General features: G+C 70.3%; 20 protein-coding genes. 11 read left to right on the top strand and 9 right to left on the bottom strand.

All coding sequences use genetic code 11. The features are described 5' to 3' along the window. Positions 1–174: 174 nt before the first annotated feature. A complete protein-coding gene (locus ABNG04_RS09420) occupies positions 175–693 on the top strand; it encodes a DUF7984 family protein (RefSeq protein ID WP_371162098.1) in 519 nt (172 codons plus the stop codon). A 24-nt stretch (positions 694–717) separates the two neighbouring features. Here the strand turns inward: ABNG04_RS09420 and ABNG04_RS09425 are convergent, their stop codons facing one another. The 8 genes from ABNG04_RS09425 to ABNG04_RS09460 form a co-directional block, all read right to left on the bottom strand. Continuing rightward, positions 718–1584: an SDR family oxidoreductase gene (locus ABNG04_RS09425; protein ID WP_371162100.1), complete on the bottom strand. Its 867-nt coding sequence runs from the start codon at positions 1582–1584 to the stop codon at positions 718–720. A gap of 45 nt (positions 1585–1629) precedes the next feature. Beyond that, on the bottom strand, positions 1630–2106 hold the full coding sequence (locus ABNG04_RS09430; protein WP_371162103.1) for a GNAT family N-acetyltransferase: 477 nt from the start codon (positions 2104–2106) through the stop codon (positions 1630–1632). A gap of 56 nt (positions 2107–2162) precedes the next feature. After that, on the bottom strand, positions 2163–2927 hold the full coding sequence (gene psmA / locus ABNG04_RS09435) for an archaeal proteasome endopeptidase complex subunit alpha (protein WP_371162105.1): 765 nt from the start codon (positions 2925–2927) through the stop codon (positions 2163–2165). A gap of 4 nt (positions 2928–2931) precedes the next feature. Beyond that, positions 2932–3411 (bottom strand): Rpp14/Pop5 family protein, encoded by a 480-nt coding sequence (locus tag ABNG04_RS09440; protein ID WP_371162107.1) that lies wholly within the window; start codon positions 3409–3411, stop codon positions 2932–2934. Positions 3412–3418: 7 nt separating this feature from the next. Continuing rightward, a complete protein-coding gene (locus tag ABNG04_RS09445; protein ID WP_371162109.1) occupies positions 3419–4042 on the bottom strand; it encodes a class I SAM-dependent methyltransferase in 624 nt (207 codons plus the stop codon). Beyond that, on the bottom strand, positions 4026–4775 hold the full coding sequence (locus tag ABNG04_RS09450; RefSeq protein ID WP_371162111.1) for an RNase P subunit p30 family protein: 750 nt from the start codon (positions 4773–4775) through the stop codon (positions 4026–4028). The genes ABNG04_RS09445 and ABNG04_RS09450 overlap by 17 nt, the downstream gene beginning before the upstream one ends. Positions 4776–4898: 123 nt before the next feature. After that, positions 4899–5732, bottom strand: coding sequence for a DUF6498-containing protein (locus ABNG04_RS09455; protein WP_371162112.1), 834 nt, complete (start codon positions 5730–5732; stop codon positions 4899–4901). 66 nt (positions 5733–5798) lie between these two features. Continuing rightward, positions 5799–7484: a pentapeptide repeat-containing protein gene (locus ABNG04_RS09460; RefSeq protein ID WP_371162113.1), complete on the bottom strand. Its 1686-nt coding sequence runs from the start codon at positions 7482–7484 to the stop codon at positions 5799–5801. A gap of 135 nt (positions 7485–7619) precedes the next feature. On the opposite strand from ABNG04_RS09460, the gene ABNG04_RS09465 reads away from it, so the two are divergent. The 10 genes from ABNG04_RS09465 to ftsY all read left to right on the top strand — a co-directional run bounded on the left by ABNG04_RS09465 (position 7620) and on the right by ftsY (position 14020). Beyond that, positions 7620–7904: a DUF357 domain-containing protein gene (locus ABNG04_RS09465; protein WP_297886264.1), complete on the top strand. Its 285-nt coding sequence runs from the start codon at positions 7620–7622 to the stop codon at positions 7902–7904. Between the two features lie 90 nt (positions 7905–7994). Continuing rightward, positions 7995–9113, top strand: coding sequence for a M20 family metallopeptidase (locus ABNG04_RS09470; RefSeq protein WP_371162116.1), 1119 nt, complete (start codon positions 7995–7997; stop codon positions 9111–9113). 102 nt (positions 9114–9215) lie between these two features. Continuing rightward, positions 9216–9368: a 50S ribosomal protein L39e gene (locus ABNG04_RS09475; protein WP_004050128.1), complete on the top strand. Its 153-nt coding sequence runs from the start codon at positions 9216–9218 to the stop codon at positions 9366–9368. Further along, entirely contained in the window at positions 9369–9647 is a 279-nt protein-coding gene (locus tag ABNG04_RS09480; protein ID WP_371162117.1) for a 50S ribosomal protein L31e, read from the top strand. A gap of 1 nt (position 9648) precedes the next feature. Further along, a complete protein-coding gene (locus ABNG04_RS09485; protein WP_371162119.1) occupies positions 9649–10314 on the top strand; it encodes a translation initiation factor IF-6 in 666 nt (221 codons plus the stop codon). Positions 10315–10397: 83 nt separating this feature from the next. Then, positions 10398–11375, top strand: a complete 978-nt coding sequence (locus ABNG04_RS09490) for an ABC transporter ATP-binding protein (RefSeq protein ID WP_371162121.1) — start codon at positions 10398–10400, stop codon at positions 11373–11375. Then, a complete protein-coding gene (locus ABNG04_RS09495; RefSeq protein WP_371162123.1) occupies positions 11372–12187 on the top strand; it encodes an ABC transporter permease in 816 nt (271 codons plus the stop codon). Before ABNG04_RS09490 ends, ABNG04_RS09495 begins: the two co-directional genes overlap by 4 nt. Positions 12188–12284: 97 nt before the next feature. Then, entirely contained in the window at positions 12285–12461 is a 177-nt protein-coding gene (rpl18a, locus tag ABNG04_RS09500; protein WP_049911083.1) for a 50S ribosomal protein L18Ae, read from the top strand. After that, positions 12461–12919, top strand: a complete 459-nt coding sequence (gene pfdA, locus ABNG04_RS09505; RefSeq protein ID WP_371162676.1) for a prefoldin subunit alpha — start codon at positions 12461–12463, stop codon at positions 12917–12919. Before rpl18a ends, pfdA begins: the two co-directional genes overlap by 1 nt. A 15-nt stretch (positions 12920–12934) precedes the next feature. Next, positions 12935–14020: a signal recognition particle-docking protein FtsY gene (gene ftsY, locus ABNG04_RS09510; RefSeq protein WP_371162126.1), complete on the top strand. Its 1086-nt coding sequence runs from the start codon at positions 12935–12937 to the stop codon at positions 14018–14020. 89 nt (positions 14021–14109) lie between these two features. On the opposite strand, the gene ABNG04_RS09515 is transcribed toward ftsY, so the two are convergent. Next, the gene (locus ABNG04_RS09515; protein ID WP_371162128.1) at positions 14110–14970 is read right to left on the bottom strand and encodes a phosphatase PAP2 family protein; all 861 of its coding nucleotides are present in this window, start codon (positions 14968–14970) and stop codon (positions 14110–14112) included. Between the last annotated feature and the right edge of the window lie 110 nt (positions 14971–15080).

Here is a 15080-nt window from a genome sequence, read left to right on the forward strand (position 1 = left end):
GCCGCGCGGCGACTCGCCGCGATCGGTCGACCGTGACGGGGTAGGCATAGTGGAAGTACTGTCCGTAGTGTTCCGTGCGGGAACAGCCAGCGAAAACCCGCTTGGATCACGCTACTGCCCCGCCGTTATAAAAGCCTTCGCAAAGGGCAAGCGGACGGCGGCCGAATTCGTTCCATGCGCGTCACGCCGTCGACCGTCAGCGACGAACACGCCTGGGTTCGCGACCGCGCCGACGTGGTGGTCCCGATCCTCAACGACACCCGCGACCGGCTCGGACGGCTCTTCGGGACGGAGGTGGACGCGGTGTCGCCCGAGGCGTACCGCCGCGAGGTCGACGCGGTGTTCGCGGACGGTGAGGTCGCCGTCAACGTCGCGGCCTGCGTCGCGCTCCTGCGCGACCTCGACGTGGTCGGCGACTATCCCGGGTTCGTCGTCGACGAGGTGCTCGGCCGGGAGCTGGCGGCGACGGTCGCCGGCGGCCGCCCGCTCTCGCTGCTCGCACAGGCGACGTTCCACGTCGCGGACCTCTACGTGGACCGGGATGCCACGGCCGACGCGGACCGGGCCGGCGCCGGCACCGCCGGCGCGGACGACCTCGACGCCGCGCTCGCCGCGGGGTTTCAGACGCGACTCCCAGGGTGGGACTGGCGCGAGGGAGAGAGCCCGTTCGCGGTCGACACGGACGGCGAGTGAGCTGGTCGGGTCGGTTGCGGTCGCCTACGACGTGAAGCTCCGGACGAACCCGTACGCCTTGTCGAGCAGCGCGTCGGGGAGGAACCGCGCGAGGACGCCGACGCGCGCGACGGTGCCGGGCTGGACCCGCGCCGGCGGCTGCGTGGCACTCGCGGCGTCGTAGATGGCGTTCGCGACGAGCTCCGGCTCGACCGAGCCGGGGCCGTCGCCGCCGATGAGCTGGGTGTCATCGAACATCGCGTAGAACTCGTCGTACGCCTCGGTCCGCTCGATCCCCTCGCGTTCCTCGGGGTCGGCCTCGGACGCCGCGCGATCCGAGAAGTTCGTCTTCACGGGACCGGGCTCGACGACGACCACGTCGATCCCGAGGTCGTCGACCTCGTTGCGGAGCGCGTCCGACATCGCCTCCACGGCGAACTTCGACCCGCTGTACACGCCGCCGCCGGGCATCGACACCCGGCCCGCGACCGAGGAGACGTTGACGATGGTCCCGTCGCGCTCGCGGCGCATCGCCGGGAGGACCGCCCGGATGAGCCGGTGGGGCCCGTAGACGTTCACGTCGAACTGCTCGTGGACCCGCTGCGTGGTCACGTCCTCGATCGGGCCGAACTGCCCGTAGCCGGCGTTGTTGATCAGGGCGTCGATCGTCCCCTCCTCGTCGAGGACGCGGTCCACGACGCGGTCGACGTCGTCCTGCTCGGTGACGTCGAGCGTGGCGAGCTCGCAGCCCGCCTCGCCGAGCGCTTCGATGTCCGCGGGGTTCCGCGCGGTGGCGTACACGGTCCATCCCTCGTCGAGGAACGCGTGCGCCGCAGCGCGGCCGATGCCGGAGGAACAGCCGGTGATGAGTGCCGTCTTCTGCACGCGTTTCCGGTCTGTCTCCGACGGCATAACTCTCCCGACGCGGGCGCGGCCGCGTCGCCGCGCCGCGACCGGCTACAGCTCCTCGGTCCGGACGCCCATCGCCTTCGACGCCGGCGCGGTCCGCTCGAATCCCCACCGCTCGTAGAAGCCGTCGACGTCCGCGAAGAGGTTGACGTACGCGCCGTCCGGCGCATTCGCGCGAAGCCATGCGATGAGCGCGCCGACCATCGCCGTCCCGATCCCCCTGCCCTGGTGCGGCGGCGCGACCGCCGTGTCAGAGAGGTGGAACACGGACCCACCGTCGCCGACGAGCCGGGCCATCCCCACCGCCGACTCGGACTTGGACTCGACGACGTGGACGCCGTACGTCGTGTTCGGGAGTCCGCGCTCGACGGCCGCCCGAGACCGGTCGGTCATGCCCGCCTCCCGCCGGAGTCGGCGGAACGCCTCGACGGAGGGCGTCGTCTCGCGGAGCTCGTACCCCGCCGGGAGTGCGGACTCGTCGGGTCCGAGGTCTGCGTCGCGTGCCTCTACGGCGTCGTCGCTCATGCGTCGGCGTTCGCGGCCGCAAAAGTAGTCGCTTCGGTCGCAGTCGGCGCGCGCTACTACTCGTCGGCGTCGCCGTCGTCGTCCTCGTCGGTCGCGAGCAGGTCGCGCTCGTCGAGGATCGACTCGATCTCGTCGACCGATCGCTCGGCGTACTCGGGATCGTCGACGGTGATCGTCGCGACGCCGACGCCGTCCGGGGACAGCTCGCCGTCGTTCGACTGCGCGAGGGTGTCGAGCGCGAGCCCGATCGCCTCGTCCGTCGAGATTCCCTCCTCGTACTCCGTCTCGAGGTAGTCGCGGAGGTCACTGCGGTCCGAGCCGATCGAGAGCGCCTGCCACTCGTACGGCGTGCCGGACGGGTCCGTCTCGAACAGGCGCGGCTCGCCGTTCTCGATACCGCCGACGATGAGCGCGACGCCGAACGGGCGCGCGCCGCCGACCTGCGTGTACTGCTGGATGTGGTCGGTGATGTTCTTCGTCAGCGTCTCGATGCCGACGGGTTCCCCGTAGCGGAGGCGGTTCACCTGCGCCTGCCGTCGCGCGAAGTCGATGAGCTGGCGGGCGTCGGCGACGTGGCCTGCGCTCGCGACGCCGACGTGGTCGTCGGCCTTGTGGAGCTTCTCGATGCTCTCCGGCTCCATCAGCGGGGAGCGGGCGCGCTTGTCGGCCGCGAGGACGACCCCGTCCTCGGCGCGGATCCCGACGCTCGCCGTCCCCCGTTTCACCGCCTCCCGGGCGTACTCGACCTGGTAGAGTCGGCCGTCCGGAGAGAAGATTGTGATGCCGCGGTCGTACGCCTGCTGTTGGGATTGGCCCTGCATGATATCACTCGGTGTCGAAGGTCGTCGCGCCGACGCGGTCCGACTCGGCCGCCACGTCGCACGCGTCTCCGCGCACGACGGCGGGCCGCTCGGCGCCGCCGAACGCGACGTCTCGCTGTGTCGAATTGGCGGTCGCGCGACCCATATATCTTTCTTCACAGGCACGCACCGTCCCCGAAATCCCCCGCACACGAATTCCGACCGGCTCGCCGTCGACCTCGCTCACGCAGGCGACCGCCGCCCGCGCCTCGTCGACGTGGCCGTGTCTGACCCTGACGACCGCCTCCCCGGTCCCGTCGGCGTGCGCGAACGACAGCAGCGTCAGGTCGGCGTCGGCGCTGCCCGCGTCGCCGAGCAGGTTGCCGGCGCTGTACCACAGCGCGCGCTGGAACGCGCGCCGCCCGATCGCCGCGTCCGCCCACGACTCGATCCCCACCGCGAGGTACCGCCACCGCGGTCGGAGGTGTTTCGGGAGGTGCTTCACGGCGATATCACGCCGGGAGATCGCGGAGCCGCTCCGCGACGATCACCGCCACTTGGTCGTGGACGCGCTCGACGGCCGTCACCGCGAACCCCTCGTCGGTGAACGCCTCGACCAGCGTCCCAACCGTCGCAGGGTCGTCCACCTCCGGGCTGTAGAACGGGGCTTCGGGGTCGGGCTCCTCGAAGAAGGCGACGTCGCCGAGGACGATCCGCCGCGCGCCCGTCTCGCTCATCACCCGGATCGCCTCGCGCTTCTCGTCGTCCGCGAGGTGGTGGAGCGCGAAGTTCGACGTGACGACATCGACGTCCTGGTCCACGTCGAGCCCGGGATCCCGGAACTCGCCGTAGGCGAACTCGACGTTTTCGAGGCCGCGATCGGCCGCTTTCTTTCGCCCCTCGTCCATCATCCCCTGGCTGATGTCGCGGGCGAGGACGCGGTCGGCGTTCTCGGCGACCGCCAGCGCGATGGCCCCGGTCCCGGCCCCCAGATCGAGGACGACGTCGTCCGGCGCCGGCGAGGCGTGGTCTATCACGAGGCTCGCGCAGGCGTGGTACTCGTCGCTCTTCGAGTCGTCGTACGCCGCGGCCTTCTCGGAGAACCGCTCGGCGTGTTCCTCAACCGTCTTCTTCATACCTGCCACGTCGGACCCCCGGCTGTATGAAGCCCTCGGAGCGCCGCTCCCGGTTGCGCTCGGCGAGGTCTCCCCACGCCCGGAGCCCCTCGCGGACGGCCTCGGCGTCGAAGCCGATCGCCTCGCCGACCGCGACCAGTTCGCGGGGCGCGCGGAGCTCGAGGTGCGACCCCGCGTTCGCGCTCACGACGTACGGCGCGTCGTAGTGGCCGACGATCTCGCGGAGCTTCCGGAGATCGGCGAGCGCCCGGACCCGCTTCCCGCCGGTCTCCCGGAGGGCGGGACCGAAGTCGAACTCGACGCGGACGCCGTTGTCGCGCGCCGCCTTCGCGAGGACGTGGTTGAAGTCGCCGCCGCCCGCCATCGGCCGGACGAGCACGTCGACGCGGGCCTGCTCGACCGCGAACCGGTTCAGCGCGTCGTCGCCACCGACCACGCAGACCACGGTCCGGTCGGAACGGTAGTTGCCGACCGCGCCCGAGGCGCTCGTCGGGTCGTCGGCGTCGACCTCCACGGCGTCGACGACGTCGATCCCGTACTCCTCACGGAGTGCGTCCGGGTCGCGGGCCGGACTCCGGTCGCGGTTGGCCGCGCTTGGACCGCCATCGCCGGTTGCCGCCAGCGCGTCGCGCGACCGCACCACGATCCCGTCGTACCCCTGCCGAGTGGCGGTCGCGGCGTGGCGCGCGACGGTCGCCTCCCCGTCGGGGTGGGCGTGAACGGCCTCGTACATGCCCCGCCGTTTCGCGGCCGAGCGTATCGGCGTTGCGCTTTCGGCACCGCGACGCCGGCCGCGTCTTGTCCGCTCCCCGCGTTCGATTCCCTCCCGTCGTCGATGCGACCGCGCCTCGCGTCGTCAACCGTCTCCGACGGACTCCTCGTCCTTCTTCCAGTCGCGCCTGGCGTCCTCGCCCGTGAACCAGGTCGCGACGCCGTCCGGGTCGTCCTCCCGGAAGGCGCGGCGACGGCTCCACTCGACGAGCGCCTTTCCGAGCGCGATCGGGAACAGGTACGGCAGGAGGAGGACCTCGACGCCGGCCGCGTCGGCCACGCCGTCCAGAACCCCGGGAGCCAGCGCCGCCTCGATGACGAAGATGCCGAACGTCACCGGGACGACCGTCAGCATCCCGACGACGAAGTAGAAGAAGACGACGCGCTGGGCGGCCTCGACGACCATGTACGGCGACCGCTCCTCGTAGGCACGCTCGGCGAAGAACTCCTGGCGCACCTCCGCGACCTGCGCGCCGCAGACGCCGAACGCCGCCACCCCGACGGTGGGCGTGAGGTACGAGAGCGCGTCCCAGCCGACTCCCACCAGCGGGAACAGCAGGAAGACGAAGACGCCGAGCGACCGGCGGACGACGCGGAAGTTCCGGCGGTAGATCGGGGGGAGCCACGAGACGAGGCGGATCGGCTCCGGCTCGCGCTCCCACACCTCGTCCCGCTCGGCGCCCTCGTCGTAGCCGGTGATGTAGAACGAGCGGCCCTCAAGGCGGATCGGTCGCTCGGCGAACATCGCGGCCGCGCTGTGGGCGATCACCAGGACGGCGACCTCGATCCAGTACACCGCGAGCAGCTCGCCGACGCGCCAGCCGAACCCGACGACGCCGGCGAGCGGGAGGAGGTTCGTCGCGACCACGATCGCGAGGGTTGATCGCCCCGTTGGAGGGAGGCGACTGCGGGAACTCATCTGTTCGAATCTTGGGGAGTCTGAGAAATAAAATCCCACGGGGCGCGTTACCGCTTTCCGGCGGGATCAGCGCCCGACGGACTGCGTGATCGCGAAGACGAACAGCGCTACGAAGAACGGCCCGATGAACGCCTCGCTGGCGACGACGACGCCCAGCAACGGCGTCGAAACCTCCGGGATCCCCAACACGAGCGCGTTGAACGACTGGAAGCTGAAGGCGAGCGCCGCGAGCGGGCCCCGGTACGTCAGCTCGACGCCGAGCCAGGCGTACGCCGCCGCGTAGAAGGCGATGATGGCCACGGAGGCGTACACCACGCGCCCGGCGCGCTCGCCGTAGCCGCACGTGTACCGGAGCACCTGGTTGCTCAGCCACTTCCGCGCGAAGCGGAGCCGCGCCCGCCCGTCCGCCTCCCGTCGGTCCGAGTCGCCTCCACCGAACGCGGCCCGGCGGTACGACCGGCCGCGGTTGAGCATCTCTCGGAAGTGGAACTCGCGCGCCGCGGTGTTCTCGCCGATGTCCACCGCGCCGTTCTTCACCCGGAGGTACGTGTTCTCGCGCTCCGCCGGCGTCGCCCCGTCGTCCCCGTGGAGCCGCCACTCCAACCGGTCGAACAGCGACCGGTACGCGCCGAAGTCGAAACCGTCGAAGACGGCGTTCTCAAAGCGGAACCGCTCGAGATCCGGATCTGCCGACGCGGCCCCTTCCAACAGCACATCGCCGACGACGCTCCCGCCGAAGTCGAACACGTGGTCCACCGCGACCTCGATCACGCCCGAGACGGCGTCGACGTTCTGGAAGTCGACGGTGACCGGACCGTCCCCTCGGGCGGTCAGTTCCCGCAGTTCGACGTCACCCCGCAGGTCGACGTCCCTGACGAGGATCCGGGACTCAGCGGTCGTGCCGGCCAGCTGGATGTCGCCGACGCACACCCCCGAGGTGAGCACCAGACACGTCCCGGGGATCGCCCCGTCGCTGTACGGCAGGCTGGAGCCCGCGAGCGATGGGTCGTCGACGAAGTTCGTCCCCACAGCCACCGGCGCGCCGAGGTCGCTGGCCGTGAACTTCGCGTCGCCGCGGAACGTCGCCGAAGAGAACAGCCCGCCGCGCTCGAATGTCGCCTCGTGGAAGTTCGCAACCGAGTCGAACTCGGCGTTCATGAAGTCCGCCGCCCCGCGGAACGTCACGCCGACGCCGAACAGCCCCTTCTCGAACGCTGCGCCGCGGAAGACGGCCTCGTCGCGGAACGTCGCGTCCTTGAGGTCCGCCCAGCGCCGGAACGCGGTCAGGTTGAACGAGACCGGTCCGCGGAACTCGACCCCGGTGAAGCTCGCGCTGGCGGCGAAGCTCCCGTCCTCGAACACGGCCCGTGACTCGAATACCGACCCGTCGAACCGGACGACGTTCGCGAACCGGCAGTTGTGGCACTCGACGTCGCCGAGGATCCACGACTCGCGGAGGTCGATGGGGTGCGTCGTCTCGCCGTCGACGACCGCGTACTCGAGGTCGATCCCCGGACAGACGGCTCCGAACAGCCTGTTCTCGGTGCCGGACTCGACGACGTCGACGATCGCCGCGCCGATGCGCTCGGCCGTGACACCTCGCTCGGGGAGCGCCCGGATCGGCTGGTGGAAGACGCAGTAGTCGGCGTGGTCTAGGGTGTCTCGCGGACATGCCCACGCCTCGCCGTCGACGTCGTCGAAGCGGTCGCCGCTGACGTCATGGACGTACGCGCACGCCGCGGCTTCGCTCATGGCTGCGACTCGCACGGGCCGCGTGAAAGGCTTCGGGTCAACCGTGCCGACGCGCCGCGCTTACTCCGCCGCGGCCGCGCCGTCTTAACTGCCCCCGACCCGGCCGTTTTTGTCCGCTCAACGGAACAGTCGGGCATGGCCGCCGACTTGGAGGAGAAGACTGACCGCTACGAGCGGATGCTCGCGGACGCCCTGGCCGCCGCTGAGCCGCGGCCGCCCGCGGACACGCCGCTGGGCGAGGCCGCGGCGGACGTGACGGAGATGGCCGAGTCGTACCTCGACGACGGCCGGCACTTCCGGGCCGACGGCGACCCAGTGAACGCGCTCGCCTCCTACTCGTACGGGTACGGCTGGCTCGACGCCGGGGTCCGGCTCGGCCTGTTCGCGGTGCCCGACGACACCGAACTGTTCACCACCTGAGCGTCGGCCGTCCGCGGCGGTCAGGCTCGCGGCGTTCTGTGTGCCCGCCCCGAGGGACGCGTTTATGCGCCGACGACCATCACTGAGTCCATGGACGAACTCGCGGACCTCACCGAGCGGCTCGTCTCGATCCCCTCGCACGAGGACGAGACGGCAGCGGGCGACGCGATCGAGGAGTGGCTGCGCGCGGAGACGGACGCGACCGTCGAGCGCGACGAGGCCGGCAACGTGCTTGCGTTCGCGGGCGCGACCGACGACCCCGACGCCGACTCGCTCGCCCTCGTCGGGCACCACGACGTCGTCCCGCCCGCGCCCGAGCAGACGACCGGCGAGGGAGTCGACGGCGAGTACGTCGTCGAGCGGCGCGAGGGCCGGATCTACGGCCGCGGCACGGCCGACATGAAGGGGTCGGTCGCGGCAGCGATGCTCGCGTTCCGGGACGCGACGCCGCCCGCCGGCCGGGAACTGATCTTCGCCTCGTTCGTCGGCGAGGAGGTCGGCGGCGAGGGGGCGCGGCACGCGATCGACGCCGGGTTCGCGCCGGACCGCGCGGTCGTCGCCGAGGGGTCGACGAACTACTCGAAGCCGGGCGTGACGGACATCGTCGTCGCCCACCGCGGCCGCCGCGGGTCGCGGCTCGTCGCACACGGGGAGGCGGCGCACGCCTCCGAGCCGGAGGCAGGCGAGAACGCGATCTACCGCGCCTGCGACGCGATCGACGCGGTCCGCGGGCTCGACGCCCCCGAGGCGACGGTCCTCGGGAACGACGTCTCCGGGTCGCTCGCGATCACGATCGTCGACGGCGGCGAGACGTGGAACGTGATCCCGGAGCGCTGCGAGGCGACCGTCGACGAGCGCACCGTGCCCGGCGGCCGCGCGGACCTGACGGGGGTCGCCGACGCGACGCCCGGCGTCGAGCACGTCGTCGATCAGGACCTCCCGCCGATGGCCTGCGGCGACGCCGCGTTCGCGGACGCCGCCCTCGACGTCGCCCGTACAGTTCACGACGAGTTAACGCTCGACACGCCCGAACAAGTCACCAAGCCGCACGCGACGGACGCGGGCTGGCTCGCGCAGGCCGGCACCGACTGTCTCGTCTGCGGGGCCTCAGAGCCGGGCGAGGCGCACACCGACACCGAGAGCGCCAGCCTCGCGGTCCTCGACCGCTGCCGTCGGATCTACGCGGGGATCGCCGAGCGTGGATTGTAGCGGTCACGAGGGAGAGACCGCTGGCTGAACGGCGACTCGCGACCGTCTCGGGCGGGTCGTATGGAAGGGGTTTTATGCGCGCCGTGGAAAGTGTGCGCCACTATGGGAGACAAGTCGAAGGCTCAAAAGAAGCGTCTGGCGAAGGCGGAGCGCCAGAACACCCGCGTCCCCGCGTGGGTCATGATGAAGACGGACATGAACGTGACGCGAAACCCCAAGCGGCGCAACTGGCGTCGGAACGACCTGGACGAGTAAATGTCCACGAACGACTTCGAGGAGCGCGTCGTCACCGTCCCGCTCCGCGACGCCAAGGAGAAGCCCGTCCAGCAGCGCGCCGACTACGCAATGAAGATCACGCGCCAGCACCTCGCGAAGCACTTCTCTGTCGACGAGGCCGACGTGATCATCGACGGGTCCGTCAACGAGGCCGTCTGGGAGAACGGGCGACAGAACCCGCCCAGCAGCGTGCGGGTCCGCGCGGCCCGGTTCGTCGAGGACGGCGAGCCGGTCGTCGAAGCCGAACACGCCGAATAACGTGTTACGGGCGACCTTCACCGGCTCGTCGTACGTGGGCGTGTTTGCCCGCGCCGTGGACGACCTCCTGCTGGTCCGGCCGGACGTCGACGAGGCGCTCGCCGAGGACCTCGGGACGGAACTCGGCGCAGAGCCGCTGCTGACGACGGTCGGGAGGTCCAACACGGTCGGTGCCCTCGCGACGGGCAACGAGAACGGGATCCTCGTCTCGTCACGCGCGACCGAACGGGAGAAAGACCGGATCGCCGACGCCGCGGGCGCGCCGGTCCACGAGCTCCCCGGCGAGATCAACGCCGCCGGTAACGTCGTCCTCGCGAACGACTACGGCGCGTACGTCCACCCAGACCTCTCGCGCGAGTCGATCCAGACGATCAAGACGGCGCTCGACGTCCCGGTGACCCGGGGCGACCTCGGCGACGTCCGCACGGTCGGGACGGCGGCGGTCGCCAACGACACCGGCGTGCTCTGTCACCCCCAGTCGACGGAGTCAGAGCTCCAGGCGGTCGAGGAGGCGCTCGACGTTCGCGCCGACCTCGGCACTGTCAACTACGGCGCACCGCTCGTCGGCTCCGGCCTGATCGCCACCGACGAGGGGTACGTCGTCGGCGAGGACACGACCGGGCCGGAGCTCGGCCGCATCGAAGAGACGCTCGCGTTCATCGACTGAACCGCCGGTTCTATTCGACTGCGCCGCTATCCCTCTCTCCGCGTACTCTCACATTTAAGAGCCGCAGCGGTGTTGGGGGCGGTATGCCCGCTATCGAGTGTCGCGGCCTCTCCAAGTACTACGGCGACGTCCGTGGGATCGAAGACGTCTCGTTCGCCGTCGAGGACGGCGAGGTCTTCGGCTTCCTCGGCCCGAACGGCGCCGGCAAGACGACCGCGATCCGCACGCTGTTGGGGTTCCTGTCGCCGACTGACGGCGGGGCGACGCTGCTCGGCCGCGACGCGACGGACCCGGTCGAATCGCGTCGCGCACGCGAGCGCATCGGATTCCTCCCCGGAGATCCGGGGCTCGATCGCGACCGCACCGCCGAGGCGTTCCTCGACCACCAGGCGGCGTTGCGCGGCGAGTCGAGCCGAGACCGCTTGGTCGAACGGTTCGGGCTCGACGAGTCGCGCCGCATCGGCGACCTCTCGCGGGGGAACCGGCAGAAGGTGGCGCTGGTGGCCGCGTTCATGCACGACCCGGCCCTTCTGCTGCTCGACGAGCCGACCTCTGGGCTCGACCCCCTGCTTCAGGAGGAGTTCGCGGGCCTCGTCCGCGAGCGGGTCGACGACAGGGCGAGCGTTCTCCTCTCCTCGCACGTCCTCGGCGAGGTGGCGGCGCTCTGCGACCGCGTCGGCGTCCTCCGAGAGGGGCACCTCGTCGCGGTCGAGTCCGTCGCCGACCTCCGCTCGCGGGGCGGCAAGCAGGTCCGGCTCCGCGTCGCCGAGGACGTCAAGCGGGGCGACTTCGAGCGGCGGGGGATCATGAACCTCCGCGTCGGCGAGACCGTCTCGTTCACGTGGACCGGCGAGTACGACGCGCTGATCGACCTGCTGTCGGGGTACACCGTCCGCGACCTCGACGTCGTCGACGCGCCGCTCGAGGACGCGTTCATGACGTTCTACGACGGCGACGTCCCGGGACCGGTCGGCGGCGGCGAGCGACAGCGGCCCGGGGGGACCGCCGCGTCTGAGTCCCCGACAGATTCGACCGCCGCGTCGGGAGGTGACATCGAATGAGCGACCGCGCGACCCCGTGGCTCGCGATCGCGCGGTACGACGCAGTCGGGCGGGCCCGCGGGTCGGCCGTGGCGACGGGCCTGCTCTCCGCCTTTCTGCTGCTGTTCCTCGCCTTCTTCCCGTCGCTGGCGACCGCGGACGTCGATCTGGACGCGTACGTCGAGGCGTTCCCGCCCGCGCTTCAGGAGGCGTTCGGGATCATCGCTATCTCCTCGATAGAGGGATTCCTCGCGGTGGAGTTCTACCAGTTCGCGTGGCTGCTGCTGGTCGGGCTCTACCTCGCGTACCTCGCGGGGGGGACGATCGCCGGCGACGTCGCCTCCGGGCGGATGGACCTCACGCTGTCGGCGCCCGTCGCGCGCCGCGACGTGGTGATCGGGCGGTTCATCGGGCTGGTCCCGCTCGTCGTCCTCCTGAACGTCGCGCTGCCGATAGTCGCCTACGTCGGGGTCGTCGCGGTCGGCGAGACGATCGCGGTCGAGCGGCTCCTCGCGGTCCACGCGCTCGCGGTGCCGTACCACCTCACCTGCGTCGCGCTGGGGGTCGCCGTGTCGACGCTCGTCGCCAGACCGGGCGTCGCCCAGCGGGTCGCGATCGGCGTGCTGTTCGCCCTGTTCATGTTCGAGTCGGTCGTCGCGAGCACCGAGTTCTCGGCCGCGGCCGACGTCAGCCCGACGGCGCACTACGACCCCTCCGCCGTGCTCGTGCTGGGTGAGTACGACCTCGCGGGCGCGGCGATCCTGACCGCCGCGGCGGCCGTCCTCGTCGCGCTCGCGGTCGTCCGGTTCCGCTTCGCGGACCTCTCCGGGTGAGGTCGGCCGTTCTCGGCCGCTCCGCGTCGTCCGCGGCGGTGGATCCGCCTGTCCCCTTTTAGGAAGATACTTCCCTGTCCCTGCCGGATCGAGGAACATGAGTACCTACACGGTGAGTGGACGGTTCCAGAGCCGAGACGGCGACCAGCCGTTCACGAAGGACGTCGACGCGGAGAACGAGGACCTCGCCCGCGAGCGGATCTACACCACGGTCGGGAGCCAGCACAACCGGAAGCGCACCCAGATCGAGATCGAGGAGGTGTCCGAGGCATGATGGGCGGCGGACAACAGCAGCTTCAGCAGCTCTCCCAGGAGATCCAGGCGCTCGACGAGGAGATCGAGGCCCTCGAGGGCGAGATCGCCGACTACCGCGAGGAGAAGGCCGACATCGACGACGCCATCGAGGCCATCGAGACGCTCGACACCGGCGCGACGGTCCAGGTGCCGCTCGGCGGCGGCGCGTACCTCCGCGCCGAGGTCCAGGACATCGACGAGGTCATCGTCTCGCTCGGCGGGAACTACTCCGCGGAGCAGGAGCAGGGCGACGCCATCGACGTCCTCCGGCGCAAGCAGGAGGCGCTCGACGACCGGATCGATGAGACGCAGGATGAGGTCGACGAGCTCGAGTCCGAGAGCGACGAGCTCGAGCAGCAGGCCCAGCAGATGCAACAGCAGATGCAGCAACAGCAGATGCAGCAGATGCAGCAGGCGCAGGAAGACGACGGGGAGTAACCCGGGGATTCGACCGTGTTCGACGGACTGAAAGACAAGCTCTCCGGCTTCCGGGAGGACGTCGAAGAGTCCACGGAGTCCGAGGAGGACGCGTCGCCGGGCGACGAGGCGACCCCCGAGAGCAGCGCCGACGCGACCAACGCCTCGGCCGACGGAGCCGCCGCCGAGACCGGTGCGAACGAGGCCGACTCCGGGGAGACCGACGCGGACGAGCCGAGCACGTTCCAGCGCGCGAAGGCGTTCGCGACCGGCCGGATCATCATCGAGGAGGAGGACTTAGAGGAGCCGCTGTGGAACCTCGAGATGGCGCTGCTCGAGAGCGACGTGGAGATGAGCGTCGCCGAGCAGATACTCGACAGCGTCCGCGAGAGCATGCTCGGCGAGTCGCGCAAGCAGGTCGAGACGACCGGCGAGCTTGTCGAGTCGGCGCTTCACGACGCGCTCCTCGACGTGATCGCCGTCGGGCAGTTCGACTTCGAACAGCGGATCGCTGAGGCCGACAAGCCCGTCACCATCGTCTTCACCGGCGTCAACGGCGTTGGGAAGACGACGAGCATCGCGAAGCTCTCCGAGTGGCTCGCGGACCGCGGCTACTCGTCGGTCCTCGCGAACGGTGACACCTACCGCGCGGGCGCGAACGAGCAGATCCGCGAACACGCCGACCGCCTCGGTCGCGACTTGATCAGCCACGATCAGGGCGGCGACCCGGCGGCCGTCATCTACGACGGCGTCGAGTACGCAGAGGCGAATGACGTCGACGTCGTCCTCGGCGACACGGCCGGGCGGCTCCACACGAGCGACGACCTGATGGCCCAGTTGGAGAAGATCGACCGCGTCGTCGACCCGGACATGACGCTGTTCGTCGACGAGGCGGTCGCGGGCCAGGACGCGGTGAACCGCGCGAAGGAGTTCAACGACGCCGCGGCGATAGACGGCGCGATCCTGACGAAGGCCGACGCCGACTCCTCCGGCGGGGCGGCCATCTCGGTCGCGTACGTCACTGGCAAACCGATCCTCTTCCTCGGGACCGGACAAGGGTACGACGACATCACCCTGTTCGACCCCGAGGACTTGGTCGAGAGCCTGCTCGACGAGGAGTGACCCCCGGCGAGGGGTGACCCTCGACGCGCATCCGATTTCTCTCCGACCCCGATGCCTGAAGGCCCGGCTCTCGACGTGGCCCGAGGCGGTTAGTCGTCGCCGGCCTGGCCGGCGGCGACTCGGTCCTCCTCATCGTCGACCCCGAGGGACGGCGACTCCACTCGGTCGACGATCTGCTCCGCGGCGATCACGGATCCGACGCCGAGGGCGACGCCGACGACCACGTCGGTCAGCCAGTGGATCCCGAGGTACATCGTCGAGAACACCACGGCGGCCGCGACCGCGGCGGCGACGGGCGTCCACCGGGGGTGGGTCCGGCGTGACCGCCAGGCGACGGCGAGGACAGCCACCGAGAGGGAGGTGTGAAGCGACGGGAACACGTTCGTGTTCGACGCCACCGCCGCGGTGAGGTCCTGCGTCTGCGGGTACACCTGATACATCAGCCCCGACACCGCGTCGAGGTAGTTCCGCGGTCCGTAGGAAACGAACAGCGTGTAGCAGACGGTACCGACGGCGTAGTTCAGCATGTACGCGACGAGCAGTTCCTTCAGGTGGCGCCGTCCGTCTTCGGCGGACAATAAGTACGTCACCGGCGCCGCGACGAGGAGGAACGCGAACCCGATCATGTAGCTCACGGTGAAGAACTCCAGCGTCGCCTCCGGGGTCAGCCGCTGGAGCCAAGCCACGAATCCGCCTTCGAGCGCGTACAGTTCGTCGGTGATGTTCCAGTCGAGGGCCCGCGAGAGCCGCAGCCGATAACCCTGCGTGAGCTGCTTGACCGCGAGCAGCGCGAGCGCCGCACCGAGGTAGGGGGCGACCTCGCGCACGCGGTCGTCGGCGCTGGTCATCGCTCGGGACACCTGCTGCGGTCCGACACAGAGGAGGGCTGTAACAGCCGTTCCGGTGACCACTGAGAGACCGGTTACGGCCGTCACTTCGAGGAGCGCCATCGTCGTCCCACACGCCCTTCGCGACACATGAGTGACACGGTGTCTCCGCGCCGCCGTCCCCCATTCGTCGGTCGATGCTAGCCGAGACGTTTGCCCCCGTATTCAGTATA

The organism is Halorubrum miltondacostae (assembly GCF_041379815.1).
In the GTDB taxonomy this organism is placed as follows: Archaea; Halobacteriota; Halobacteria; order Halobacteriales; family Haloferacaceae; genus Halorubrum; species Halorubrum miltondacostae.

What these genes read in the sequence shown, in the direction of transcription:
- ABNG04_RS09420 (WP_371162098.1), top strand. Translation starts at nt 175, where the DNA reads ATGCGCGTCACGCCGTCGACCGTCAGCGACGAACACGCCTGGGTTCGC.
- ABNG04_RS09425 (WP_371162100.1), bottom strand. Translation starts at nt 1,584, where the DNA reads ATGCCGTCGGAGACAGACCGGAAACGCGTGCAGAAGACGGCACTCATC.
- ABNG04_RS09430 (WP_371162103.1), bottom strand. Translation starts at nt 2,106, where the DNA reads ATGAGCGACGACGCCGTAGAGGCACGCGACGCAGACCTCGGACCCGAC.
- psmA (WP_371162105.1), bottom strand. Translation starts at nt 2,927, where the DNA reads ATGCAGGGCCAATCCCAACAGCAGGCGTACGACCGCGGCATCACAATC.
- ABNG04_RS09445 (WP_371162109.1), bottom strand. Translation starts at nt 4,042, where the DNA reads ATGAAGAAGACGGTTGAGGAACACGCCGAGCGGTTCTCCGAGAAGGCC.
- ABNG04_RS09450 (WP_371162111.1), bottom strand. Translation starts at nt 4,775, where the DNA reads ATGTACGAGGCCGTTCACGCCCACCCCGACGGGGAGGCGACCGTCGCG.
- ABNG04_RS09455 (WP_371162112.1), bottom strand. Translation starts at nt 5,732, where the DNA reads ATGAGTTCCCGCAGTCGCCTCCCTCCAACGGGGCGATCAACCCTCGCG.
- ABNG04_RS09460 (WP_371162113.1), bottom strand. Translation starts at nt 7,484, where the DNA reads ATGAGCGAAGCCGCGGCGTGCGCGTACGTCCATGACGTCAGCGGCGAC.
- ABNG04_RS09465 (WP_297886264.1), top strand. Translation starts at nt 7,620, where the DNA reads ATGGCCGCCGACTTGGAGGAGAAGACTGACCGCTACGAGCGGATGCTC.
- ABNG04_RS09470 (WP_371162116.1), top strand. Translation starts at nt 7,995, where the DNA reads ATGGACGAACTCGCGGACCTCACCGAGCGGCTCGTCTCGATCCCCTCG.
- ABNG04_RS09475 (WP_004050128.1), top strand. Translation starts at nt 9,216, where the DNA reads ATGGGAGACAAGTCGAAGGCTCAAAAGAAGCGTCTGGCGAAGGCGGAG.
- ABNG04_RS09480 (WP_371162117.1), top strand. Translation starts at nt 9,369, where the DNA reads ATGTCCACGAACGACTTCGAGGAGCGCGTCGTCACCGTCCCGCTCCGC.
- ABNG04_RS09490 (WP_371162121.1), top strand. Translation starts at nt 10,398, where the DNA reads ATGCCCGCTATCGAGTGTCGCGGCCTCTCCAAGTACTACGGCGACGTC.
- ABNG04_RS09495 (WP_371162123.1), top strand. Translation starts at nt 11,372, where the DNA reads ATGAGCGACCGCGCGACCCCGTGGCTCGCGATCGCGCGGTACGACGCA.
- rpl18a (WP_049911083.1), top strand. Translation starts at nt 12,285, where the DNA reads ATGAGTACCTACACGGTGAGTGGACGGTTCCAGAGCCGAGACGGCGAC.
- pfdA (WP_371162676.1), top strand. Translation starts at nt 12,461, where the DNA reads ATGGGCGGCGGACAACAGCAGCTTCAGCAGCTCTCCCAGGAGATCCAG.
- ABNG04_RS09515 (WP_371162128.1), bottom strand. Translation starts at nt 14,970, where the DNA reads ATGGCGCTCCTCGAAGTGACGGCCGTAACCGGTCTCTCAGTGGTCACC.